Origin of the sequence: Micropruina sp. (genome assembly GCF_047602385.1) — a bacterium.
Classification (GTDB): Bacteria; Actinomycetota; Actinomycetes; order Propionibacteriales; family Propionibacteriaceae; genus Micropruina.
The window spans coordinates 943985-968603 of sequence record NZ_JASGHL010000002.1; the positions used below are offsets into that span (position 1 = coordinate 943985).

Here is a 24619-nt window from a genome sequence, read left to right on the forward strand (position 1 = left end):
GCGGGCGGTGCCTGGTCTCGACAAGCTCGACCTACGAGGGTCAGCGTTTCGGGACGCCGTTCGCCTCGGTCGGCTCGGGCCGGTCGGTCTGATCGAGCCACTCGGCGAAGAAGCCGGTGAGGTCCTCGGGGGTGGCGTCGTCGGCGGCCCGCCGGAAGTCCTCCAGACTGCGCGGTCCGCGTTGCTGGGCCCAGGCCCGGAGGAAGGGGAAGAAGGTGCTGTCGCCCATCCGGGTGCGCAGCGCGTGCACCACGGTCGGCCCGCGGTCGTAGACCCGCACGAACAGCTCGCGCAGCCCGGGATCGGACAGCGCCGGCCCCCAGTAGTCGGCCTCGGACGCCCGGCCGCGATAATTGCCGTCGAAGTTCTCCGCCGGATTGCTGCCAGTGGTCACCAGCCATTCGGCGTAGCTGGTCAGGCTCTCGTTGTTGAACAGGTCGTTCCACTCGGCGAGGGTGACCGTGTCGCCGAACCACATGTGGGCTAGTTCGTGGTTGAGCAGGGTCTCCCGGCCGATCAGCTGCCGGTGGTAGACCGGGTTCATCGCCGTCTCCAGGCCACCCCAGTACATGTTCATCCCGGGCACGAACCCGCCGATGCCGCTGAACGGGTACGGGCCGAGGTGAGCCTCCAGCTTGCGTACCGCGGCCGGGGTCTGCCGCAGCCAGCGCAACGCGTCGTTCTGGGCGCTCGCGGACAGCCGGGTGCTGACCGCGTAGACCAACGGTCGTCCGTCCGCCGTACCCTGCTCGATCCGGTAGTCCCCGACCGCCAGGAAGGTGGCGTAGCTGACCGTGGGAGCGTCCACCCGCCATTGCCAGCGGTCGGCGTCCGCGACGTCGGGGTCGGCGCCGTGCTCGATCAGCCGTCCCGCGCCGATCGCCTCCCGGCCGCGCGGCACGGTGACGATCAGGTCCATCGTCGCGGCGTCGCGGGGGTGATCGTTGACGGCGTACCACAGCGACGCCGACCCGGGCTCGCCGGCGATCACGAACTCGCTTCCCGCCCGGTAGTAGGCGGGGGCGCCGCGAAGCTTCACTGCGCTCGGGTCGCCCTCGTAGCCGACGGTCACGGTGAAGCTCTGGCCGGCGGTGATCGCCGGTGTCGCCGGACGTGGCCGGGCCGCGGTGATCGCCAGGTCGTCACCGTGCTGGGTGAAGGTGGCCGGCCCACCGTTGACCGTCACGGTGCGGGCGCTCAGGTGCAGATCGAGGTGGAACTCGTCGAGGTCCTGACTGGCGACCGCCGTCACCGTGGTGGTGCCACGCAGTTCGTCGCCGAGGCCGGCCGCGTTCACCCGCACCTCGTAGTGCTGGACGTCGTAGCCGGCCCCGCCCGCCTCGGGCAGGTAGGGGTCGCCCAGCCCGGACGCCGCGCGGACCGGCTCGGGCGCCACCTTCGGGGCACCGGTCACCAGCCGGTCTCCGAGGGTGGCCAGGGCGATCACCGTCGCCACCACCACGACCGTGAGAATCAGCCAGAACCGTTGAACGAGCGACACGCCGCCCAGCGTGCCAGACCGGCGAAGCCGTCCGGCGGACCGCGGTCAGACCGAACGAATCACCCGCAGGCAGAGCCGCTGGACGGCGTCGGTCAGCTCGGCGTCCGACAGGTCGCCGAGTCGGCGAAGCACCGGGCCCAGGTCGAGGATCAGCCAGAACGCGGCGCGCTGGTCCACCGTGGGGGTGGCACCGAAGAGCAGCACCAGCGCCCGTTCGCCCAGCACGTCCAGCAGCCGAGCGGCCTCGGGTTCGCGTTGCAGTCCGGGATCGCCCAGGTTCAGCGGCCCTGGGCCGCGATAGGCGTTCACCACCACCTCGGCATAGCCGGCGGCCAGCCGGAGAGCCCGTTCGTCGGGATCGGGCACTCCTGCGACCCGATCGAGCAACTCGGTCAGCGGAGCGATGAGCGAGCCGAGCAACTCCACCAACAGGGCCGATTTGGTTTTGAAGTAGTAGTAGACATTCGCCTTGCGGACCCCCATCGCGTCCGCGATCTCCTGCAGCGAGGTGGCGTCGTAGCCGCGCTCGGCAAACAGGCGGCGCGCGGTGTCGAGCACCGCTTGCCGGGTCTGCTGCGCCTGCAGCGTGCGCTTGGTGGTCATCGGCGCTATCGTAGCTGATTAGCCGATTGGCCAATGAATGGAGTGGAGATGCGTGATCTCGTTCTCGTCACCGGTGGGACCGGCTATCTCGCGGCCTGGTGCATCGTCACCCTGCTGCGCCGGGGTTACCGCGTGCGCACCACCGTGCGCGAGCTGAACAGGGCGGACGCGGTGCGAGCCGCCGTGACCCGTGGTGGTGCGGACGCGACACCGCTGGAGTTCGCCGTCGCCGACCTGCTCGCCGACGACGGTTGGGCGGAGGCGGTCGAGGGCTGCGCGGCCGTGCTGCACGTCGCCTCACCGCTCACCGCGACCCGGGACGCCGAGGCCGTCATCCGGCCCGCGGTCGACGGCACGGTGCGGGTGCTGCGAGCTGCCCGGGACGCCGGGGTGGCGCGGGTCGTCTGCACCTCCAGCTGCGGCGCCGTGTACTACGGTCGTCCGGAGCGTTCGACGCCCTTCGACGAGTCGGACTGGACGGTGGTCGGCGGCGGTCCGATGAGCGCCTATGTCACCTCGAAGGCGCTCGCCGAACGGGCTGCTTGGGCCTTCGTCGATCGCCAGGGCGACGGTCTCGAGCTGTCGGTGATCAACCCGTCCGGCATCTTCGGGCCCGCACTCAGCCCCGAATCCACCTCATCGCTGATCCTGCTGCGTGCCCTGCTGCAGGGCATGCCAGGGGCGCCGAAGCTGGGGATGGGGATCGTCGATGTGCGCGACGTGGCCGAACTGCATGCGCTGGCGTTGGAATCGCCGCGGGCCGCGGGCGAGCGATTCATCGCCTGGGGCGCCGGGCCGGTCTCCCTGCCGCAGATCGCCGCCCTGCTGCGCGAGCGGCTCGGTGCCGACGCCAGCCGCGTTCCCCGCCGAGCGCTGCCGGACTGGCTGGTGCGACTGGCCGGCCGGTTCAACACTGAGATCGGCGACCTGGTCCCGCTGCTCGGTCAGCGGCGGACGGCCACCAGTGCCAAGGCGATCGAGCTGCTCGGCTGGAGTCCGCGTCCCTGGCAGCAGACGATCGAGGAGTCGGCCCGGTGCCTGATCGCGTTCGACAAGGAACTCGGCCACCGGTAGTCGCCGGCCGCCGCCTCAGCTTCGGCGCAGCAGGTCGGAAAGCTCGGGACGCCGCGTCGATCCGGGCCGCGAGATGCCCGGATGGATCGCCCCAGTCGTCAGTCGCGGCCCAGCGAACGCCCGTCTCAGGCCTAGCAAAAGTTCGTCCTAGGCCCAGCAAAAGTTCGTCCTAGGCCCAGCAAAAGTTCGACCTAGGTATCAGCAAAAGTTCGAGACAAGCTACCCTGACCGTTGTGAACGATCTCATCCCTCGACATCTCCTGCCTCATGCCGAAGAGCTTTTTGGAGTGTTCCCGGCGTTGGTCATTCAGGGGGCGCGCCAAGTCGGGAAGAGCACGTTCGCCCAGATGCTCATCGCCGGACGCCCCCACGTCAGGGTCAGTCTGGACGACGTCGACGTCGCCGAAGCCGCGCGTCTCGACCCTCGCGCTTTCGTCACCCAGGCCGGCTCCGGCACCCTCGTGATCGACGAGGTGCAGCGTGATTCCGCCCTATTGCTCGCCATCAAGTCTGCGATCGACACCGATCGCAGACCGGGGCGATTCGTGATGACCGGATCGTCCGATCTTCTCCGCCTATCACGCACTCCTGACTCGCTCGCCGGCCGTGCGGTCACCGTCGATCTGCACGGATTGAGTCAGGGCGAACTCAGTAGGCGTCCGGATGGTTTCGCTGCATGGGTGGAGCGCGCATGGGGAACCGAACCGGCGACGGCTCGCTCATCCTGGACGCGGAGCGACTACGTCGACGCCTTGACGCGCGGCGGATATCCCGAGGTGCGCGAGTTGACCGACCGCCTCCGCGGGGTGTGGTTCGACAGCTACGTCGATCGCCTGCTCACCCGTGACGCCTACGGCGTGTCGCGCGGGTTGTCCAGCGATCGATTGAACGCCGTGCTGCGACTCGTCGCTGCGAACCAGGGCGGGGAACTCGTCCCCACCCGCCTCGCCGACGCACTGTCCATGCCCAAATCGACCATCAACACCTATCTGGCCACGCTGTCGACGCTCTATCTGACCAACGATCTGCCGCCCTGGGGTGCGAACCTCACCAAGCGCGAGGTCGGTCGCCACAAGGTCTCGGTCGCTGACTCCGGGCTCGCGACGAGACTTGCCCGGCTGCGTCCCGCCGCGCTCGAATCGCTGACGGCAGCGACCGCCTTCGGCGCTCAACTCGAGGCGTTCGTGGCCAGCGAACTGATCAAGCAACGCGGGTGGTCAGCCACCGGGTACGACCTCTACCACTTCCGAGATAGGAACGGACTCGAGGTCGACGTGGTGATCGAGTACGAGGACGGTCGGGTCTTCCTCATCGAGGTGAAGGCGTCTTCCACGTACCGGAGCGATCACGTCCGAGGCATCCGGCAACTGGCCGACCGCCTCGGTGACCGGTTCATCGGTGGCGCTGTCCTGGGTTTGTCGACCGAGCCACTTCAACTCGCCCAAGGCATCTGGGGGCTGCCGATCTCAGTCCTCTGGGAGCACCCCTGAGGCGACGGCCCAAACTCCGGACGACATCGCAGGCTGGCTCAGCTTCGGCGCAGCAGGTCGGTGAAGCCGGCGTCCAGCTCGAACTCGTCGGCGACCGGCGTCCCCGGACGTTGCGCGACCAGGTCGGCGAACGCTCGGGACGCCGCGTCGATCCGGGCACCCAGGTGTCCGGACACGTCGCCCCAGTCGCCGGTCGCGGCGAAGACGCCGAGCGGAGCCACCACCGCCTTCAGGTAGTGGAACAGCGGCAGCAGGGCGGTGTCGATCACCAGCGAATGCCTGGCCGTGCCGCCGGTGGCGGCCAGCAGCACCGGACGCCCCGCCACCGCCCCTTCGTCGAGCAGGTCGAAGAACTGCTTGAACAGCCCCGAATAGGACGCGTTGAACACCGGGGTCACCACGATCACCCCGACCGCCCGGCCGACCGCGGCATAGGCCTCCGACAAGGCCGCCGACGGCACCTGGGAGGTGAGCTGATGGGCCAGATCGGTGGCCAGGGTGCGCAGCTGAATGTGCCGGACCGCGACCGGAACCCCGGCGCCGGCGAGGAACCGGCGGCTGGCATCGGCCAGCCGATCGCCCAGCAACTGGCTGGACGACGGCGTGGCGATGCCGGCGCTGACCACCACCAGTTCGGCGGTCATCGGGGCTCCCCCGCGTCGGCGTACGGGCTGCGTCCGGTGACCTCGTCAGCAACCGCAGCAGTCTCGGCGGCCGGCTCCCCAGCCGCCGCGGCGACCAGCGAGGCATGGGTGGGTGCCTCCGGGACACCTGCCGGACGTCCCTGCGCGAAGCCCTCGCGCAGCGCGGGCAGGATCTCGCCGAGCAGGTCGAGCTGTTCGAGCACGGTCTTCAGCGGCAGGCCGGCGTGGTCGACCAGGAACAGCTGGCGCTGGTAGTCGCCCACCTGATCGCGGAAGGACAGCGTGCGCTCGATCACCTGCTGGGGCGAACCGACGGTCAGCGGGGTCTGCGCGGTGAACTCCTCCAGGCTCGGGCCGTGACCATAGACCGGCGCGACGTCGAAGTACGGACGGAACTCGCGCACCGCGTCCTGGCTGTTGCGGCGCATGAAGAACTGCCCGCCCAGCCCGACGATCGCCGTATCGGCGGGGCCGTGGCCGTGGAACTCGAAGCGCCGCCGGTACAGGTTGATCATCTGCCGGGTGTGGCTCATCGGCCAGAAGATGTTGTTGTGGAAGAAGCCGTCGCCGTAGAAGGCCGCCTGCTCAGCGATCTCCGGACTGCGGATCGAGCCGTGCCAGACGAAGGGCGGGACGCCGTCCAGCGGCTGCGGGGCCAGGGTGAAGCCCTGCAGCGGCGTGCGGAACCTGCCCTCCCAGTCGACCACCGGCTCGCGCCAGAGCCGGCGCAGCAGCGCGTAGTTCTCCACGGCGAGGCTGATCCCGTCGCGAATGTCCTTGCCGAACCACGGATAGACGGGTCCGGTGTTGCCGCGTCCGAGCATCAAGTCGACCCGTCCGTCGGCCAGGTGCTGCAGCACCGAGTAGTCCTCGGCGATCTTCACCGGGTCGTTGGTGGTGATCAGGGTGGTCGCCGTGGACAGGATGATCCGCTCGGTCTTCGCGGCCACGTAGCCGAGCAGCGTGGTCGGGCTGGACGGGTGGAACGGGGGGTTGTGGTGCTCACCGTGGGCGAAGACGTCCAGGCCGATCTCCTCGGCTTTGGTGGCCAGGGTGACCGCGGCCTTGATCCGCTCGTGCTCGGTCGGGGTGACGCCCGTGGTCGGATCGGTGGTGATGTCGCCGACGGTGAAAATTCCGAACTGCATGTCCGCTCCCAGATAGTTGCTGTTTCAACTAGATGCCACAACGTCCGGCGCGACGAGCCTATTCCCGCCAACCTTCCCGGCGCGGCAGGGACGTCGTACGATGCCGATTACCCTCCAGGAGCCTGACCGACGGGCCCGTGATGTCAAGGGCGAGAGTACGAAGGTGGTACTTCGATGAAACTGAGGACGATCACCGGCGCATCGGCCGCCGCCATGGCGCTCGTCGCCTCGACCGCGCTGGCCGCACCGCCGGCCGACGCGGCTTCCTACACCAAGTGCTACCGGGACGCGCCGGTGACCATCTGCGTCACCACCAGCGGTGGCAAGAGCGTCGGCTTCAAGCGGATGGGCAGCTACCTGCTGCCGAAGTCCAAGGTCGACACCACCAGCACCTGCACGGTCTCTCAGACCGTGTCCACGTCCTGGAGTGTCTCGGTGTCGCTCTCGGCCGAGTTGAAGGCGTGGATCTTTGCGAAGGTGAGTGCGACCGTGACCGGCGGACTGGTCAAGTCCACCAGCCTGACGGCCGGCGTGAGCCGGACCTTCAAGCAGAAGAAGGGCACCACCTACCGCTGCGAGTGGGGATACGCCCGGTATCAGTCCAAGGTCACCAAGCGGATCTCCGCGGGCGGCCAGTCCTATGTGACCAAGGGCAAATTCACCGGCCCCAAGGAGATGCAGCTGAGGGTGGTCAAGCTCTGACCCGGATCAGTTCCCCGCGCTGAGGGCGAAGGAGCCCTCAGACCACGATCAACGGCAACGCCGAGTCAACGGTGCCGATGTCGTCCGGATCGCTGGTGACCACCGGGCAGCCGCCCAGGCGCCGAGCGCAGACGGCGACGAAGCCGTCGACGACGTCCGGGTTTCCGCTGCCCGCCAGCAGCGAGCCCACCTCCAACGCTGCGGCTAGATCCAGTGCCGCGAACCGCAGCGTCGAGTCGGCGAGGAACCGGCGCAGATTCGCTTGGCGTCCGCCGGAACGAACTACCTGGGCGACCACCGGCGTGGGGACGACGAGGCTCACCCGCCGAGCGCGCGCCTGCATCAGCAGCGCCTGAATGCGGGTGGCGCGGCGTTCGATCGCGATCAATGCGCCGGCGTCCAGGACGAGTGCAGCGGTCACGCCACCCCGCCCCGGCCGGCCGCAGCCTGCGCCTCGAGCGCTCGATCGAGTTCGCGTCCGGCCCAGGCCAGGTCGTCGGCGCCCGGCGCCCCCCGCTCCGCGTCCCACTCAGAGAACAAGGCGTCCATCGCAGCACCGGGCGCGAGGCGATGAGCGATGTAGGCGGAGACCGAGCGTTCCTCGCCGCGTCCAACCGCCTGCTTGATCGCCTCGATCAGGTCCTCGGGCAATGTGACCGAGATCTGCCGCGTCTTACTCATGATTGCATCATATTTGCCTGCGTACCGGACGACGGCTCTGCCTCTGGAGCGGCGCACCCTCGACGGACCGTTACCGGCGGGTTCACACTGAAGGATGGACGAGCTGGCTGAAGCCCGCGCGCTGCTCCGCGACGCAGCGCGGGTCGCCGTGCTCACCGGCGCCGGGATCTCCACCGCGTCCGGGATCGGCGACTTCCGCGGCCCGCAGGGCCGCTGGACCCTCGACCCGGACGCCGAACGGGTCTCGACCCTGTCCTGGTACCTACAGGACCCGGACGTCCGGGCCAAGGCCTGGCGATTCCGGGCCGAATCGCCGGTCTACGACGCGCACCCCAACCACGCCCACCGCGCACTGGTGAGCCTCGAGCAGGGCGCCCGGCTGACCGGCCTGATCACCCAGAACACCGACGGTCTGCACCAGTTGGCCGGCTCGAACCCCGAGCTGGTGATCGAACTGCACGGCAACAGCCGCACCTGGCGGTGCGAGTCCTGCCGGGCGACCGGCGCGATGACCGAGATGGTGCGCCGGGTGCGGGCCGGCGAGAACGATCCGCGCTGCCCCTACGACAGCGGGATCGTCCGGGCCACCACCATCCTGTTCGAGGAGAACCTCGACCCCGCCACCATCGACGCCGCCGTGGCAGCCGTCGACGAAGCCGATGTCTTGTGGGTGATCGGCACGTCGCTGACCGTGCACCCGGCCGCCGGACTGGTTCCCTACGCATGCCGCCGCGGAATCCCGGTGGTCATCGTGAATGCCGAACCGACCGACTACGACCGGGTTGCGCACAGCGTCCACCGTGGGTCGATCGTCGAGGTCGTCCCGGCCCTGCTGGGCTGAGCGAGCGTGAATTCGCTGCTCACCACCCGGCCACGACGCTGGCGCTCGGACTCCACAAAGGCTTAGATGCCTGCAACACCCGACCGGACGGAGCCGCGCACGCCGAACGTTGCAGCCTGGTCACAATCGACCAACGATCCGACCATCTCGCTGCGCCCGCGCGTCCTCGCCCGCAATAGTTCTCGCATCATCGCGACCGCAGTCGCGAGCGACAAGGAGGAAAAGTGCGTACCAAGAAACTGCTCGGTGGCGCCGCTGCCCTGGTGAGCGCGTCGCTGCTGTTCGCCGCCTGCGGCAGCCGCACCGAACCGGCCGCCAGCACCAGCACGGACAAAGTGGTCAAGCTCGGCATCATCGTCCCGCTGACCGGCAAGAACGCCCCGTTCGGCGTCGGCGTCAGGAACTCCGTCGAGCTCGCCGTCAAGCAGGCCAACGATGCCAAGACGCTGCCGGGCTGGAAGATCGTGGTCGACGCCCAGGACGACACCGCGACCCCGGACGTCGGTGCCAACGCCGCCACCAAACTGGCCTCCGACAAGGAGATCGCGGCCGTGGTCGGCACCGTGAACTCCGGCGTCGCCCAGTCCGTCCAGCCGATCCTGAACACTGCGAAGATCGCCATGATCTCGCCCGGGAACACCGGCGTCTCGCTGACCATGGGCCCGGACGCCGCGAACCCCAAGCGGCAGTACCCCAACTACTTCCGGGTCTGCACCAATGACGCGGTCCAGGGCCCGTTCGGCGCCCAGTACGCCTGGGAGGCCGGCTACAAGAAGATCGCGGTGGTCAACGACAAGAAGCCCTACGGCCAGGGCTTGGCCAAGGCCTTCGCGGCCGAGTTCAAGAAGCTGGGCGGTGACATCGTCGCCGACGAGACGGTGAACGCCGACGAGAACGACTTCAGCACCGTGATCGACCTGATCAAGCCGAAGAGCCCCGACCTGGTCTACTTCGGCACCGAGTTCCAGCTGGCCGCTCCGTTCTCGCAGCAGCTGCACGGCAAGGGCGTCAAGGTCCCGGTGATGGGTGGCGACGGCGTCGTGGACGACAAGTACATCGAGCTCGCCGGCTCGGCCGCCGAGGGTGACCTGGCCACCGTCGTCGGTGCTCCGATCGATTCGCTGGAATCGGGCAAGAGCTTCGTGGAGGCCTACAAGGCGGCCGGCTACAAGGATGGCTGGGGCATCTACGGAGGCTTCGCCTATGACGCCACCAATGCCCTGATCGCCGCACTCAAGGTCTCGCTGGCCAACACCTCCGATGTCTCCTCGGCCCGGCAGGCAACGATCGACGCGCTGGGCAAGGTCTCCTTCGAGGGGGTCACCGGCAAGGTCGCCTTCGACGAGTTCGGGGACACCACCACCAAGACGCTGACCGTCGATGTCGTCAAGGACGGCAAGTGGACGGCGCTGAAGACCGCGCAAGCCAAGTAGTCCGATCACCGATTCTGGGGGGAGCCGCTCCGGCGGCTCCCCCCAGAAGGACCAGGAGCACATCCGGTGGCCTTCCTCGATCAACTCATCAACGGGCTCTCCCTCGGCGCCCTCTACGCCCTCATCGCGGTCGGCTACACGGTGGTCTACGGAATCATCCAGCTGATCAACTTCGCCCACGGCGAGATCTTCATGGTCGGCGCGTTCGGTGCCCTCGCCACCTCGCTGCTGTTCGGCCGCAACGGCGGCGTCGCGCCGTGGTGGATGCTTCCGGTGATGCTGATCGGCGGCATGCTGGTCGCCACCAGCACCGCGGTCCTCATTGAACGCTTCGCCTACCGGCCGCTGCGCAGCGCGCCCCGGCTGGCCCCGCTGATCACCGCGATCGGCGTCTCGATCTTCCTGCAGGAGTTCGTCCGGCTGTTCTTCGGCCAGGTCCCCGGCTTCCCGGACGCGAAAGCGGCCGTCCCGTTCCCCGAGATCGAATTCTTCACCGGACCGCCGGTGCAACTGGGATCGGTCGCGCTGCAGCGCTCCGCCATCTTCACGGTCTGCGCGCTGGCGCTGTGCTGGATGTTCCTGTGGTACTTCGTCAACCGCACCCGGCTCGGACGCGCGATGCAGGCCACCTCGCAGGACCCGGACACCGCCCGGCTGATGGGCATCGACGTCGACCGGATCATCGTCGTCGCCTTCGCCCTCGGCGCCGCGCTGGCCGCGGTCGCGGGGATGGCGCACGGGTTGCGCTACGCGAACATCGACTTCCGGATGGGCTTCCTCGCCGGCTTGAAGGCTTTCACCGCGGCGGTGCTCGGCGGCATCGGCAACATCAACGGCGCTGTCGTCGGCGGCCTGGTGCTCGGCGTGGTCGAGGCGATGGCGACCACGCTGATCCCCGGCCAGTTCGGCGGACCGTCCTGGAAGGACGTCTGGGCGTTCGTGCTGCTCATCCTGATCCTGGTCTTCCGGCCCCAGGGCCTGCTCGGCGCGAAGGTGGTGGACCGGGCATGAAGATGTCGACCCTGATCACCCCCGAACTGCAACGTGCCCACGGCGCGAAGGGCCGGGTGCTCGCGCTGGCCGGCGCGGCGGTGTTCGCGCTGTCGGCCTACCTGCCCTGGGCCTACGGGTCGGACGCGCTCGACAACATGACCTACCTCTTCGGCCCCTCCACTCTGCAATTCCTCGGCCTGGGGCTCGGGGTGATGACCGTGCTGGCATTGGCCGGCGGGATCGTGGCCGCCCGCACCCCGCGGGCGTCGGGACGTCCCCGGGTGATCCACCGGGTGGGCTGGAATCGCGCGGCCCGCGCCGGCAGCTGGGGACAACTCGGCTACATCGGCATCGTGATCGTCGCCGTCGCGCTCGAACTGGGCGGCCTGGTCAACGTCGAGTGGGGCGCCTGGATCGCGCTGGCCGCAGCGATCGCGGCCGCGGCGGGCACCCGGCTGCTGAACCCCGGGCGGGCGCCCAGCCTGGACCGGGCGGCGTCCCGGCCCTGGATCGAGATCCTGGCCATCGCCGCCCTGCTGGCGATCGGATTGTTCAGCGCCGCCTTCGCCCTCGACCAGGACGACGGCGGCGTCTTCGTGGTGCTGCTGGTGCTGCTGGCCGCCGTGGTGGCGATCATCCTGACTGCCGGCGTCGGGGCCTGGCTGAGCGCCATCGGACGCCGGCATCGCTCGGTCCTGGTGTTCTCTGCGTTCCTGGTCGCCTTCCTGTTCCCGTTCACCCAGAACGGCTCGGACGCCAACATGTCGATCGCCACCCAGGTGCTGGTGTTCGCTGCCACCGCCATCGGGCTGAACATCGTGGTCGGCCTGGCCGGCCTGCTCGACCTCGGCTACATCGCCTTCCTGGGCGCCGGCGCCTTCACCGCGGCCACGCTGAGCGAGTCGGTTTTCGCGACCATCGACTGGAAGCCGCCGTTCATCGTGGTGATGCTGATCGCCGGTCTGGTGTCGGCGTCCTTCGGCCTGCTGATCGGCTCGCCGACCCTGCGCGTCGGCGGGGACTACCTCGCCATCGTCACCTTGGCCTTCGGCGAGATCTTCCGGATCACCATGAACAACCTGGACGGCTCCGACGGACCCGATCTGGTGCACGGCTCGTCCGGCATCCCGGCGATCCCGGACCTCAACCTGTTCGGCTTCGACTTCGGCGCCGTCCACACCGTCCTCGGCATCCCGCTGGGCAGGTTCTCGAACTACTTCTTCCTGATGCTGCTGCTGATGGCCTTCGTGGTGCTGGTCTTCACCAGGCTGAACACCTCCCGGATCGGACGCGGCTGGGTGGCCATCCGCGAGGACGAGAAGGCGGCCGAGGCAATGGGCGTCAACGTCTTCGGGCTGAAGCTGCTGGCCTTCGCCGGCGGCGCCTTCCTGGCCGGCCTGGCCGGCGCGGTCAAGGCGCATGTGGACGTCTCGGTGACCCCCGAGCAGTACATCTTCTTGGAGTCCGCCTTCCTGCTCGCCGCGGTCGTGCTGGGCGGGATGGGCACCGTGCTCGGTGTGTTGATCGGTGCGACGCTGCTGAAGCTGCTGCCCGAGAAGCTGCGGTTCCTGTCCGAGTACCGGATGCTGATCTTCGGGCTGCTGATGGTGCTGATGATGCGGTTCCGGCCCGAGGGCATGGTGCCGAACAGCCGCCGGCAGCTGGAGTTCCATGCCGACGACGAGGATCTGGTCGACGAGATCGGCGACGATCTGCCGTATGAATTCGCGGAGGAGCGCCGATGACCACCGACAGCCTGCCGCCCACGCCGGCGGCGCCGTCCGGACATGAGGTCGGCAAGCGCGAGATGCTGGTCGCCCGCAACGTGACCATGCGGTTCGGTGGCCTGGTCGCCGTCGACGATGTCGACCTGACCGTGCATTCGGGCGAGATCGTCGGCCTGATCGGCCCGAACGGGGCCGGCAAGACCACCTTCTTCAACTGCCTGACCGGGTTGTACAAGCCGACCAGCGGCGAGGTGCGGTTCGCCGATCAGCTGCTGCCGCCCAAGCCGCGGCAGGTCGTGGTGGCCGGAATGGCTCGGACGTTTCAAAACATCCGGCTGTTCCCCAACATGACCGCGCTCGAGAACGTGATGGTCGGACGCTACTGCCGCACCTCGTCGATGGCGTTGACCTCGATCCTGCGTGGCCCGAAGTACCGGCAGGAAGAGGCGCAGACTCGCGAGCGGGCGTCCGAACTGCTGGAGTACGTGGGGATGAAGGGCCAGGGCGGTCACCTGGCCCGGAACCTGCCCTACGGCGACCAGCGCCGACTCGAGATCGCCCGGGCACTGGCCACCGATCCGAAGCTGCTGCTGCTCGACGAGCCGACCGCGGGAATGAACCCGCAGGAGACCCGGCAGGCCGAGGAGCTGATCTTCCGGATCCGGGACTCCGGGCTGGCGGTCGTGGTGATCGAGCACGACATGCGGTTCATCTTCAATCTGTGCGACCGCGTCCTGTGCCTGGTGCGAGGCAAGACTCTGGTCGAGGGGACGGCGGCGCAGGTGCAGTCCGATCCGCGGGTGATCGAGGCCTACATCGGATCCCCGGATTCGGAGGACGGAGCGGACGATGCTTGAGGTCAAGGATCTGGTGGTCGCCTACGGCAAGGTGAAGGCGGTCAAGGGGATCAGCTTCGCCGTCGAGCAGGGCCAGGTGGTGTCGCTGCTCGGCACCAACGGCGCCGGAAAGACCACCACACTGCGCACCATCTCGGGGCTGCTACGCGCCGAGTCCGGCGAGATCTGGTTCGAGGGCGAACGGATCGACCGCACCCCCGCCCACAAGGTGGTGGTCAAGGGCCTGGCCCATTCGCCCGAGGGACGCCGGATCTTCCCGCGGCTGACCGTCGAGGACAATCTGATGCTCGGCGCGTTCGCCCGCTCGGACGCCGCCGGTATCGCCGAGGACCTGGACCGGGTCTACGACCTGTTCGAGATCCTTCGCGAGCGGCGCAGCCAGCCGGCCGGCACCTTCTCCGGCGGCGAGCAGCAGATGCTGGCGATCGGCCGGGCGATGATGAGCCGTCCGCGGCTGCTGATGCTCGACGAGCCGTCGATGGGGCTCTCCCCGCTGATGATGCAGCGGATCATGTCGACCATCCGGGCGTTGCAGTCCGAGGGCGTGACGATCCTGCTGGTCGAGCAGAATGCGGCCGCCGCCCTGAAGCTCTCCGACCGCGCCTACGTCCTCGAGGTCGGTCAGATCACCCTGGACGGCACCGGCGAGCAACTGCTCGGCGACGACCGGGTGAAGCGCGCCTACCTCGGCGAAGACTGACCCCCGAGTGAAGTGACCAGGAGAACCGTCCCCGGTGACCGGAAGAACCGTCCCCGGTGACCAGGGGGACGGTTCTCTTGGTCACCGGGGACGGTTCTCTTGGTCACCCGATGGTGTGGCCGCCGTTGACGCTGACCCGTTGGGCAGTGACGAAGCCGGCGGCGTCCGAGGCCAGGTAGGCGACCAGGCCGGCGATGTCGTCCGGGGTGCCCATCCGTCCCAGCGGCACCTCACCGAGATAGCCGGACGGGTCGGCGCCGACATGGCGTTCCACCGGGATCCAACCGGGGGCGACGAGGTTGACGGTGATCCGGTGCGGACCCAGTTCGCGGGCCCAGACCTTCACCAGTTCGGCCTCGGCCGCCTTGGCCGCGGCATAGGCGGACGAGCCGGGCAAGGCCCGGTCGACCATGTCCGAGCCGATCAGGACCAGCCGTCCGAACCGGTGCCGCTTCATCGCCGGCAGCACCGCCTGGGCCAGCAGCGTCGGGCTCTTCACGAAGAACCGGAACTGGTCGAGGTAGGCGTCCCAGGTCAGCTCGTCGAGGTTCGCATTCGGCTGCGGCCCGGTGGCGTTGGCCACCACGGCGAGCACCGGGCCGAGATCGCCTTCGATCCGTGCGACCAGGTCGGCGACCGCTCCCTCGTCGGTCACGTCGGCGGCATAGGACGCCGCCCGGCCACCATCGGCCCGGATGTCGCCGACCACCCGCTCGGCGCGTTCGGCGGCCGAGCGATAGTTGACCGCCACCGCCCAGCCGGCGGCACCGAGCCGGCGCGCGATCACCGCGCCGAGCCCGCGGGAGGCTCCGGTGACCAGGGCAACCCGGGATTGACTCATGCCCGGCACGCTACCGGGCGCATACCGGGTACCGGCAGCGGCGCTTTGCTGGCGGCGGCGTCCGACCGGGAGAATGGACGCCATGATGCCGCAGGTGATCGAGTGGAACTGGCCGGAGACGCCGTTGATCATCGCGGCCACCCTGGTCATTGCGCTGGTCGGCCGCTGGTTGCTGGTCCGGGCCATCCGCCGGGCATCCGATCTGGCCGTCGACCGGGCCACCCACCGGCGCCGTTCGCAGGGCAGCCAGGACGAGCCGCTGCACCTGGCCCGCTACGCCGCGCGGGCCGCCACCATGGGCTCGCTGCTGCGCAGCCTCACCAATGTGGTGATCGCGGTGCTGACCGTGCTGACGGTGCTGGCCACCCTGGGCGTGCCACTCACCCCGGTACTGGCCTCCGCCGGCGTGGGCGGCGTCGCGCTCGGCATCGGCGCCCAGAGCCTGGTCCGGGACTACCTCTCCGGCATCTTCATGATCATCGAGGACCAGTACGGCGTCGGCGACCTGGTCGATCTGGGCGACGTCATCGGCACCGTCGAGGACGTCGGCCTGCGGGTGACCCGGGTGCGGGACGGCGACGGCCAGGTCTGGTACATCCGCAACGGCGAGATCGCCCGGGTCGGCAACCAGTCCCAGGGCTGGTCGACGGCCACCATCGACATCCCGGTGGACAGTTCCGAGGACTCCGCCAAGGTGACCAGGATCCTGCACGACGTGGTCGTCGCCGTGGCCACCGACCCGGAGTGGGAGCAGGTGCTTCTCGAAGAGCCCAAGGTGGTCGGCGTCCAGGCCGTCGAGGCAGGCCGGCTGACGATCCGGATCGTCGCCAAGACGCAGCCCAACCAACAGGGCGGGGTCCAGCGGGCGATCCTCGACGGGGCGATCCAGGCGATGAAGGAGGCCGGGGTGAAGGGGCCGCGGGTGTTGCCCGCCCCGACGCCGCTGCCCTGAGGCGCGACCGCGACCCTCAGTCCCGGGGCGGCTGGACGGCGGGACCGGCGGACCGGGTGGCACCGACGCTGGCGACGACCACGCACGCCATCGCTGCGCACTCGATCAGGCTGAGCCGCTCGCCCAGCAGCAGCAGGGCGAACAGCGCCGCGGCTGCCGGTTCGAGGCTCATCAGAATGCCGAACAGCCCGGGCCGCATCCGCCGCAGCGCCACCATCTCAAGTCCGTACGGAATCACCGACGACAGCAACCCGACCGCCAGCGCCACCCACAGGACGTGCGGGCTGAACACCGGGTCACCGAATACCAGCGCCGCCGGCGCTAGCAGCACCGCACCGATGATGCTGGCCACGGTCACCCCGGAGACGCCCTCGAAGTGCCGTCCGGTCGGCCCGGCGAGCACGATGTAGCCGGCCCACAGCGCTCCGGCCAGCAGCGCCAGGCCGAGGCCGATCCAGTCCGCCTCGATCGGCTGCAAGCCGAGCAGGGCGACGCCCAGCCCGGCCAACCCGACCCAGATCAGATCGCGCGGACGCCGCGAACCGGCCACCGCGACCGCCAGCGGCCCGAGGAACTCCACGGTGACCGCGACCCCGATCGGGATCCGCGCGAAGCTGGCGTAGATCGCCCAGTTCATCCCGGCCAGGGCCAGGCCGTAGCCGGCCACGATCGCCCACTCGCGCGGACGCCGTCCGCGCAGCCGGGGCCGGGCGAAGGTCAGGAAGATCAGGCTGGCGAAGCAGAGCCGCAGCCAGGCGGTCGCGGTCGGCGTGCTGAGCGCGAACAGATCCTTCGCGAACGCCGCACCCAGTTGCACCGAGGCGATCCCGATCAGCACCAGGGCCACCGGATCGATCCGGGACAAGGCGGTACGCACGTCCGGACTATCGCACATCCCACGTCGCCCGAGTTCGCCACGGTCTCTCCACACCGCCGCCAAGTTCCGCCGGGCCGGGACCGGAAGAGTTCTCGCTGTCGCCGCGGAAGAGCCGCGGGACACCGACCGCAGACGCGACCGAAAGCGCGCCTGCTCACACCAAGGAGCACCACATGTTCTCAACCAAGACGCTGGCCCGCACCGGCCTGGCACTGGCAACCGCTGGCCTCTCCGCGGCCGCCCTGCTGGGCACCGCCGGCCAGGCGCAGGCCACCTCGCCGACCTACCAGAAGTCGCACACGGTGACGGCCAGCTTCCAGTTCAACGTTCATCAGAACAACCTCTTCCACAAGGCGGACGCCTCGTCGTACCGCACCGGAACCCAGTCCATCCATGCCGGCGAGGCCAACCCGACCTCCTACCTGGGCAACGTCTTCGTCACCTCGAAGCAGGCCGACGACACCTACGGCACCGACAACCTCTACGTCACCGAGACCGACAGCACCGGCACGGTGCACGTCAAGGACCGCCAGGCGCTCAGCTTCTACTGGCACGGCAGCACGGTCACCTCTGCGGTGGACGTCGACATCGCCCCGAACACCACCCGGTCGTTCTGGGTGTACACCGACGGCGCCGGCGGTGACTACGTGCACACGCTGGTCACGGTCACCAATGCGGTGAGCTGAACGGCCATCCGGATGGCGGGATGCCTCGGCGGGAGGACGAGTCTGTCGTCCTCCCGCCGTTGCGCTGCTCCGTGGGGAATGCACCAAGATGTTCCCCGTGGACGGCGGGCAGGCGACGAACCGACCGGATGGGCCGGGCGCCGTCGCGTTCGGGGACTTCGAACTCGACCCGGCCGGCTTCGAGCTGCGCCGGGCCGGCGTCCGGGTGCCGATGGAGCCGCAGTCCTTCGATGTCCTGGCTTATCTGCTGCGGCACCGCGACCGGCTGGTCAGCAAGGAAGAGCTGATGGACGAGGTCTGGGGCGGCCGGTTCGTCAGCGAGACCGCCGTCAGCACCCGGATCAAGCAGGCTCGGCGGGCGGTGGACGACGACGGCCGGGCGCAGCGGGTGATCCTGACCGTGCACGGCCGGGGCTACCGGTTCATCGCCCCGGTCGGGGTCAACGCCGGCGAGTCGCCGCCGGTCGAGCTCGCATCCGCACCGGTGTCGGCCACCCCGAGTCCCGGTGAGCTGCCTGACCGGCCATCCCCCGCGCGGTCCGACGCCGAGCCATTGGTCGGCCGGTCGGCTGAACTGGCCGTTCTCGATCGGCTGATCGATGACGCCCGCCACGGCCACGGCTCGGCGCTGATGGTCTCCGGCGAGCCGGGAATCGGCAAAACCGCCCTGCTGGACGCGTTGCGAACCGGCGTCACCGCCGCCGGGGGACGGGTGTTGTGGGGACGCGCGGCGGCGTCCGGCCGGCCCTACCGACCGCTGGCCCACGCGCTGATCGATCCGTGGCGGTCTCCGGCGATCCGCGACTCGCCTGGGCTCCGGCCGTACCGGGCCGCGGTCGACCGGCTGGTGCCCGGCTTCGGCACACCCCATGAGGAACCCACCGACGCCGGCGTCGACCCCGCCCTGATGGTCGCCGAGGGCATCCTGCAGATCCTGATCGGGCCAGGTGCCGAGTTCGGCGTCCTGGTGCTCGACGATGCCTCGGACGCCGACCCGGACACTGTCGCGGTGCTGGAGCATCTGCTGGACCGGATCCCCGGCCACCCGGTGCTGCTCGCGCTCGGACGCCGGGACTGGCCGGAATCGCCGGCGCTGGACCGGCTGGCGGCGAACCCCGCGGTCACCCGGCTCACCCTGCCGCGCCTGCCGGACGCCGCCGTCACCGCCCTGATCGGCGCCGGCCGCGACCTTCCGGCCCAGACCGTCGCGGCGATCGCCGAACGCGCCGAGGGCCTGCCGCTGGTGGCGGCCGAGCTGGCCGCCGCGGCAGCCGACAGCGACCCGGGCGCCCGGCTCGCGCCGACCGGTTTCGCCGCGCTCGTCCATGCCCGGCTCGCCGCGCTCTCCGCCGACCAGCGTCAGCTGCTCGCCGCGGCCGCGGTGATGGGTAGGCACCCGGACTGGGACCTGATTCCCGCCGCGGCCGGCGTCGAGCCGGCCGATGCCGCGGCGGGGTTCCGGCGGGCGGTCGAGCTGAACCTGCTGACCCTTGACGCCGGCGAGCTCGCCTGGCGGCACGGCCTGATCCGTCACGTGATCTGGTCGACGATGCTGCCGCCGGAACGACGAGCGCTGGCCCGCGCCGTCGTCGATCAACTGCTGGCCCGCGATCCCGACGAGGGAGCCGGCACCGCCGCCGAGTTGCTGATCACGGCCGGCGAACCGGACCGGGCGGCCGAGCTGTGGCTCGACCAGGCCCGTGCCGCGATGGCCGTCGGCGGACTGCGGACGGCAGCGGAACTGCTTGCCAACGCCGAGCGAACCGGACGCCGGCGGGTGGCCGCCACGACCACCAGGGTGGCGCTGCTCGTGTTGGACGGCCACGCCACCGACGCCCTCGAACTCGGCCGACCCGTCCTCGCCGAAGCCCGCGGCGAGGAACATGCCGAGCTGTGCCTGCGGCTCGCCCGGGCTGCCGTCGAAGCGGGTCGATGGGACGAAGTCGGCGAGCTGGTCGCCCGGGCCGGACGCCTGCCCGGATGCCCCTCGCTGATCCTGTTGTCGGACGCGGCCCACGCGGCCGGCAGGCTCGCCGAAGCGGAGAGCCACGCGGTCGCCGCGATCGATCTCGCCCGCCGGGAGGGCAGGCCCGCCGAGTTGTGCGAGGCGCTGTGCGCACACGCCCGTGCGTTGCGCCCCACCCGACCGGAGGCCGCTCGGGGAGCCTTCGCGGAGGCGGCGCAGGTGGCCGGCGAGAACGGGCTGCTGCCCTGGCGGGTGGAGGCGCTGTTCGGGATGGGCACGATCGAGATGCTGCTCGACGAGAGCCCGGACGCCATCGCCGAGTTGCGCGACACCGCCCTGGACGCCGGCATGCTGGGCCGGGCGGCGCAGGCCGACCTGCTGCTCACCGACCACCTGCTCGTCCACGACGGGCCGTCCAGCGACACCGGTCCGGCGACCCGGCTCGCCGAGTTCGGGCGCCTCGCCCGGATCCCGTTCCTGGCCAGCACCGCGCAGATCCTGCTGGGCACCCGCCGCGCCATGACCGGGGAGGAGCCCGTCGACGAGTTCGGCGGTGCCCCGGCCGAAGTCGACGGCCTGCCGCCGGACAACCGCTCCCAGGTGGTCGGCAACCGTGCCCTCGCAGCCCTGGTCCGCCGCGACCTGCCCAGGTCGGCCGGACTGCTGAACCAGGCGATGCGTCCGATCGCGGCTCACCTGGCATCCGCTCCGCTCGCGATATTCGGAGCCTGGGTGCTGGTGCAGACGGTGGTGCACGGCCACGCCACCGAGCCGCGCTCGGTCCTCGCCGATCAGACCGCCGGCCTGCGCCGCGCCAACCGGGGCGCCGTCCGCTACGCCGACGCCGTCGTCGCCGGACGATCCGGCGACGGCAAGGGGGCCGAGGCGGCGTTGGCCGACGGGGACGCCCTGCTGGCTCCGGTGCCCTGGTGGCGGCGGTTCCTGCGCCTGCTCGTCCTCGAGTCGGCGATCGCGGACGGCTGGGGCGACCCGGTGCCGCAACTCCGGATCGACCTGGCCGCCTTCGAGGAGGCCGGCGAGGACCTGCTGGCGCGGCGCTGTCGTGACCTGCTGCGGGCGGCCGGCGCACCCAGCCGCCGGGGCCGCGGCGATGCGACGGTGCCCGCCGGGCTGCGGGCGGCCGGGGTGACCAGCCGCGAGGTCGACGTGCTGCGGCTGATCCAGGACGGCGCGACCAACGCCGCGATCGCCGGCCGGCTGTTCCTCTCCACCCGAACCGTGGAGACCCACATCGCCAACCTGCTGGTCAAGTCGGGCACCACCAATCGCGCCGAGCTCACCGCCTGGGCGGCGGTAGTGGAGTCGGAGCCGGCGTAGGGAAGCACGTCCTTAACTCCGTACCCGGCACGGATCCGGCAGCCTCGACCGGAACCGGACAGTGGTGATCGCGAACAAACGCAACCGATCACCAAGGAGCCGAGATGCCCGCCAATCCGTCGAAAGACACCACCACAACCGACTGGGACGTCCTGGTCGTCGGGGCCGGACCCTCCGGCCTCAGCGCCGCCATCAGCGCGGCCCGGCACGGGGCGTCCGTGTTGTTGGTCGAGAAGCATCCGGGCCTGTCCCGCTTTCCCAAGGCGACCGGGCTACGGCCACGGAGCATGGAGATCCTGCGCGGCTGGGGCCTGGAGGAGACCGTGCTCACCGAGGCGCAGCCGGCCCGGTTGACCATGCGGATCACGCCGATGCTGCCGGTGCCCGGAGACGAGATCGACATGGGCCTGCCGGAAGCCGACGACCTGGCCGGAGTCAGTCCGAGCGGGATGGCGGTCTACCCGCAGGACCGTCTTGAGCGGCTCCTGCTCGATCAGCTGCTGGATCCCCGGAACGGCTGGCGGACCGAGGCCCGGTTCGGACGCCGGCTCACCGATCTGCACTGGTCCGGCCTCGACCAGGGACCGGTCACCGCCGAGCTGCAGACCGCGGACGGACCCGAGCTGATCACCGCCCGCTACGTCGTCGGCGCCGACGGTGCCCGCAGCACGGTCCGGGACCTGCTGGGGGTCCAGGTCATCGATCTCGGCTCGGAGGGGAATCACCTCAGCCTGCTGTTCCACGCGGACCTCAGCGGGTTGGCGGCCGATCCGCCACACGTGCTGACCATGACCGTGGGGCCCGGCGTCGAGGGCATGCTGGTTACCAGCGGCGAACGGAACCGCTGGATCTACGACATCGAGTGGCATCCGGAACGCGGCGAGACGCTGGCCGACTGGCCGGCCGAGCGGATGGTCGCGCGGCTGCGTGCGGTCACCGGCCGCAACGAACTGAACCCGAGGGTCGAGGGACTGTTCCCCTGGGACTTCGGCGCCGCGTACGTCTGCCCGCAGCGGGTCGGACCGGTGTTCCTGGTCGGCGACGCCGCCCACCGGACGACGCCGCGCGGCGCCACCGGGATGAACACGGGCATCGCCGACGGCCACAACCTGGGCTGGAAGCTGGCCTGGGCGGTGCGCGGCCTGGCCGGCGAGCCGCTGCTGGACTCCTATGACCAGGAGCGGCGTCCGGTCGGCCGAGCCAACGCTGAGGCGTCCCTGGTCACCGCGATGGGCACCGGCGGCGCCAAGGCCCTCGAGCACGACTTCGGGGTGACCTACGACTCCGATGTGATCGGTGCCGGCAGCCTCGCGGGGAGCCGTGCGCCGCACGCCTGGATCGAGGTCGGCGGACGGCGGATCTCGACGCTCGACCTGGTCGGCGAGACCCTCGTCCTGTTGGTCGGGCCGGACGGCGAGGGCTGGCAAGCGGCCGCGGAGCAGCTGGCGCTCGCCGGCGTTCCGGTCGTCAGCTACCGGGTGGGCGCCGAACTGATCGACACCGACGGTCGGCTGGAGGAGACCTACCGCCTCGGCGCAACTGGAGCGGTGCTGGTCCGGCCGGACGGCCACGTCGCCTGGCAGCAACCGGACGGCGCACCGGCCGGGTCTGGTGACCTGAGCGCCGCGGTCGCGCTAGCGCTCGGCCGGCGCTCCTCGGTCGACGAGCGTGCGGCCCGAATGGCGAGCTGAGGCGGTCGCCAGCCAGAGCCGTCCGTTTCCGCTGACCGTGATCTCGGGCTCGGACGCGGGCACGAACACCGCCTGACCACGCCCCAGGGTGACCGTGGCGTCCGTGCCGGTCACCGTGACCGCGCCCCGCTCGACGAGCAGGATGGCGGGACCGCCGGGCAACGGCTCGGGGCGTCCGGTCACCTCGGCCACGGTCAGCGCGAACGGCGCCGGCGGCTGGTACACGGTGACGTTCTCCGACGGACGCCGCGGCGCCAGCACCGAGGGCCCGCCCTGGTCGAAGGACAGCACTCGCAGCAGTTCGCCGGTGTCGACGTGCTTGGGGGTCAGCCCGCCGCGCAGCACGTTGTCGCTGGCCGTCATCAGCTCGATGCCGACCCCGTGCAGGTATGCGTGCAGGACGCCGGCCGCGGCGAACAGGCACTCCCCCGGCCGCAGGGTGACTCGGTTGAGCAGTGCCGCGATCACCACCCCGGGGTCACCCGGATAGTGCGCCGCCAGTTCGCGAATGGTTCGGAAGGTGGCGGCACTGGCGGTGTGCATGGCCTCGGGCGAGCCGGCAAGGCTGATCACCTGCGCCACGCCGTCGGCCGCCGACGATTCGCCGGACAGCAGCCAGTCGACGATCGGCTCCATCGCGGTGGGCTCGGCCAGCAGGCCGAGCAACCGGGACAGCGCCGGGCTGGACGGCGTCAGCCTGGAGTCGGCCGCCAGCCGGGCCAGGTCGGCGGCGAAGGCAGCCACCTCGGCGCTGGGCCGGAACCCGCACAATCCCTCGAAGTCGGTGACCGCGACGATGATCTCCGGCTTGGGATAAGGGTCCTTGTAGTTGCGGCTGAACGCGTCGACGCCGATGCCGCGGGAGACCTCGTCGGTGTAACCCTGCGCCGCCTGGGCAGGGCTGGGATGCACCTGCAGCGACAACGGCGTCCGGGCGGCGAGCACCTTGAGCAGGATCGGCAGCTCGACGGCGTCCGGGTCGCCGAGAAGTGGCCCGGGCTCGGCGGCCACCCAGTCCCGCAGCGTGTCGTGGCCACCCTCGCTGGGCGGGAAGGTCCGCGGCGTCCGGCTGGGTGATCCGGGGTGGCTGCCGAGCCACAGTTCGGCCTCGGGTTCGCCGCTGGCCGGATGGCCGGTGAACGCGGCGACGCCGTCGTAGGAACCCCAGGCGTAGTCGCGGGGGGTATTGGTCAGCTCGATGAACAACGAACTCCTACTCTGAGCTATCGAATCAGGCTACGGTGCCGCCATGACGACTGCGCTGTCGATCGACCTCGGCGGAACCAAGGTCGAGGCGGCCCTGATCGACGCCGCCGGCACCATTATCGAGGGGACTCGCGGCCGGGCCGCGATGGGCGCCACCGGCGCGTCCACCCCGGACGCCGCGACGGCCAGCCTCGCCTCCGCCCTGCGGCCCGCGCTGGCCTCGCCGCAGTGGCCGGACGTGACCGCCGCCGGTATCGGATCGGCCGGCCCGCTGAACCTGCCGCTGGGAGCGATCTCGCCGATCAACCTGACCGGGCTGCGCGACTTCCCGATCGTGGACGTGGTGCGCGAGTCGTCCGGACTCAGTGACGTCCGGCTCCGGTTGGACGGCACCTGCATCGCGCTGGCCGAGCTGTGGCTGGGCGCGGCCCGCGGCGTCCGCAACGCCATCGTCTTCGTGGTGTCGACCGGCGTCGGTGGCGGCATCATCTCCGACGGCCGGGTGATCGCCGGAGCCACCGGCAACGCCGGCCATCTCGGACAGGTGATCGTCGACCGGGTCGAGGACTCCGCCGCCGCCGCGACCGTCGAAGAATTGGCCTCCGGCCCGCACACCGTGACCTGGGCCCGATCCCAGGGCTGGACGGGCAACGACGGCGAGCAACTGG

General features: G+C 70.3%; 23 protein-coding genes. 14 read left to right on the forward strand and 9 right to left on the reverse strand.

The annotated features are described in order from the left end of the window. Nucleotides 1-40: 40 nt before the first annotated feature. Nucleotides 41-1501: a M1 family metallopeptidase gene (locus tag QM711_RS09315; RefSeq protein WP_415098555.1), complete on the reverse strand. Its 1461-nt coding sequence runs from the start codon at nucleotides 1499-1501 to the stop codon at nucleotides 41-43. 45 nt (nucleotides 1502-1546) lie between these two features. After that, nucleotides 1547-2104: a TetR/AcrR family transcriptional regulator gene (locus QM711_RS09320; RefSeq protein WP_415098557.1), complete on the reverse strand. Its 558-nt coding sequence runs from the start codon at nucleotides 2102-2104 to the stop codon at nucleotides 1547-1549. 48 nt (nucleotides 2105-2152) lie between these two features. Here QM711_RS09320 and QM711_RS09325 point away from each other — a divergent pair, with 48 nt between their 5' ends. Together QM711_RS09325 and QM711_RS09330 are read left to right on the forward strand one after the other, a co-directional pair. Next, nucleotides 2153-3178, forward strand: coding sequence for an SDR family oxidoreductase (locus QM711_RS09325; RefSeq protein WP_415098559.1), 1026 nt, complete (start codon nucleotides 2153-2155; stop codon nucleotides 3176-3178). A gap of 233 nt (nucleotides 3179-3411) precedes the next feature. Then, entirely contained in the window at nucleotides 3412-4668 is a 1257-nt protein-coding gene (locus QM711_RS09330; protein WP_415098561.1) for an ATP-binding protein, read from the forward strand. Nucleotides 4669-4706: 38 nt separating this feature from the next. Here the strand turns inward: QM711_RS09330 and QM711_RS09335 are convergent, their stop codons facing one another. Continuing rightward, a complete protein-coding gene (locus tag QM711_RS09335; RefSeq protein ID WP_415098563.1) occupies nucleotides 4707-5312 on the reverse strand; it encodes a CE1759 family FMN reductase in 606 nt (201 codons plus the stop codon). Beyond that, a complete protein-coding gene (locus tag QM711_RS09340) occupies nucleotides 5309-6460 on the reverse strand; it encodes an LLM class flavin-dependent oxidoreductase (protein ID WP_415098565.1) in 1152 nt (383 codons plus the stop codon). The genes QM711_RS09335 and QM711_RS09340 overlap by 4 nt, the downstream gene beginning before the upstream one ends. Before the next feature lie 174 nt (nucleotides 6461-6634). Between QM711_RS09340 and QM711_RS09345 the strand changes: the two genes are divergently transcribed. Continuing rightward, nucleotides 6635-7162 carry a hypothetical protein gene (locus QM711_RS09345; RefSeq protein ID WP_415098567.1) on the forward strand — a complete coding sequence of 176 codons (528 nt, stop codon included), beginning with the start codon at nucleotides 6635-6637 and terminating at the stop codon, nucleotides 7160-7162. A 37-nt stretch (nucleotides 7163-7199) separates the two neighbouring features. Here QM711_RS09345 and QM711_RS09350 read toward each other — a convergent pair whose 3' ends face one another. Further along, on the reverse strand, nucleotides 7200-7583 hold the full coding sequence (locus QM711_RS09350) for a hypothetical protein (RefSeq protein ID WP_415098569.1): 384 nt from the start codon (nucleotides 7581-7583) through the stop codon (nucleotides 7200-7202). Next, nucleotides 7580-7843 (reverse strand): hypothetical protein, encoded by a 264-nt coding sequence (locus tag QM711_RS09355; protein ID WP_415098571.1) that lies wholly within the window; start codon nucleotides 7841-7843, stop codon nucleotides 7580-7582. The genes QM711_RS09350 and QM711_RS09355 overlap by 4 nt, the downstream gene beginning before the upstream one ends. A gap of 94 nt (nucleotides 7844-7937) precedes the next feature. Between QM711_RS09355 and QM711_RS09360 the strand changes: the two genes are divergently transcribed. The 6 genes from QM711_RS09360 to QM711_RS09385 all read left to right on the forward strand — a co-directional run bounded on the left by QM711_RS09360 (nucleotide 7938) and on the right by QM711_RS09385 (nucleotide 14394). Beyond that, a complete protein-coding gene (locus QM711_RS09360) occupies nucleotides 7938-8684 on the forward strand; it encodes an SIR2 family NAD-dependent protein deacylase (RefSeq protein WP_415098573.1) in 747 nt (248 codons plus the stop codon). A gap of 224 nt (nucleotides 8685-8908) precedes the next feature. Beyond that, entirely contained in the window at nucleotides 8909-10117 is a 1209-nt protein-coding gene (locus QM711_RS09365) for a branched-chain amino acid ABC transporter substrate-binding protein (RefSeq protein ID WP_415098575.1), read from the forward strand. Nucleotides 10118-10183: 66 nt separating this feature from the next. After that, nucleotides 10184-11128: a branched-chain amino acid ABC transporter permease gene (locus QM711_RS09370; RefSeq protein WP_415098577.1), complete on the forward strand. Its 945-nt coding sequence runs from the start codon at nucleotides 10184-10186 to the stop codon at nucleotides 11126-11128. After that, nucleotides 11125-12855: a branched-chain amino acid ABC transporter permease gene (locus tag QM711_RS09375; RefSeq protein WP_415098579.1), complete on the forward strand. Its 1731-nt coding sequence runs from the start codon at nucleotides 11125-11127 to the stop codon at nucleotides 12853-12855. The genes QM711_RS09370 and QM711_RS09375 overlap by 4 nt, the downstream gene beginning before the upstream one ends. Then, nucleotides 12852-13694, forward strand: coding sequence for an ABC transporter ATP-binding protein (locus QM711_RS09380; RefSeq protein ID WP_415098581.1), 843 nt, complete (start codon nucleotides 12852-12854; stop codon nucleotides 13692-13694). Before QM711_RS09375 ends, QM711_RS09380 begins: the two co-directional genes overlap by 4 nt. Next, nucleotides 13687-14394 carry an ABC transporter ATP-binding protein gene (locus QM711_RS09385; RefSeq protein ID WP_415098583.1) on the forward strand — a complete coding sequence of 236 codons (708 nt, stop codon included), beginning with the start codon at nucleotides 13687-13689 and terminating at the stop codon, nucleotides 14392-14394. Before QM711_RS09380 ends, QM711_RS09385 begins: the two co-directional genes overlap by 8 nt. 103 nt (nucleotides 14395-14497) lie before the next feature. Here the strand turns inward: QM711_RS09385 and QM711_RS09390 are convergent, their stop codons facing one another. Further along, a complete protein-coding gene (locus tag QM711_RS09390) occupies nucleotides 14498-15235 on the reverse strand; it encodes an SDR family NAD(P)-dependent oxidoreductase (protein ID WP_415098585.1) in 738 nt (245 codons plus the stop codon). Between the two features lie 82 nt (nucleotides 15236-15317). On the opposite strand from QM711_RS09390, the gene QM711_RS09395 reads away from it, so the two are divergent. Further along, complete coding sequence (locus QM711_RS09395; RefSeq protein ID WP_415098587.1) at nucleotides 15318-16187, forward strand: mechanosensitive ion channel family protein; 870 nt, start codon at nucleotides 15318-15320, stop codon at nucleotides 16185-16187. A gap of 16 nt (nucleotides 16188-16203) precedes the next feature. On the opposite strand, the gene QM711_RS09400 is transcribed toward QM711_RS09395, so the two are convergent. Continuing rightward, nucleotides 16204-17064 (reverse strand): EamA family transporter, encoded by an 861-nt coding sequence (locus tag QM711_RS09400; RefSeq protein ID WP_415098589.1) that lies wholly within the window; start codon nucleotides 17062-17064, stop codon nucleotides 16204-16206. Between the two features lie 173 nt (nucleotides 17065-17237). On the opposite strand from QM711_RS09400, the gene QM711_RS09405 reads away from it, so the two are divergent. From QM711_RS09405 to QM711_RS09415, 3 genes are all read left to right on the forward strand, one after another. Then, nucleotides 17238-17750, forward strand: a complete 513-nt coding sequence (locus tag QM711_RS09405) for a hypothetical protein (protein ID WP_415098591.1) — start codon at nucleotides 17238-17240, stop codon at nucleotides 17748-17750. 97 nt (nucleotides 17751-17847) lie between these two features. Next, nucleotides 17848-21054: an ATP-binding protein gene (locus tag QM711_RS09410; protein ID WP_415098593.1), complete on the forward strand. Its 3207-nt coding sequence runs from the start codon at nucleotides 17848-17850 to the stop codon at nucleotides 21052-21054. A 104-nt stretch (nucleotides 21055-21158) separates the two neighbouring features. Next, nucleotides 21159-22745 carry an FAD-dependent oxidoreductase gene (locus QM711_RS09415; RefSeq protein WP_415098595.1) on the forward strand — a complete coding sequence of 529 codons (1587 nt, stop codon included), beginning with the start codon at nucleotides 21159-21161 and terminating at the stop codon, nucleotides 22743-22745. Here QM711_RS09415 and manA read toward each other — a convergent pair. Further along, nucleotides 22689-23951 (reverse strand): mannose-6-phosphate isomerase, class I, encoded by a 1263-nt coding sequence (manA, locus tag QM711_RS09420; RefSeq protein ID WP_415098597.1) that lies wholly within the window; start codon nucleotides 23949-23951, stop codon nucleotides 22689-22691. The genes QM711_RS09415 and manA overlap by 57 nt on opposite strands. A 43-nt stretch (nucleotides 23952-23994) precedes the next feature. Here manA and QM711_RS09425 point away from each other — a divergent pair. Next, on the forward strand, nucleotides 23995-24619 hold a 625-nt coding region (locus tag QM711_RS09425), incomplete at its 3' end, for an ROK family protein (protein WP_415098599.1).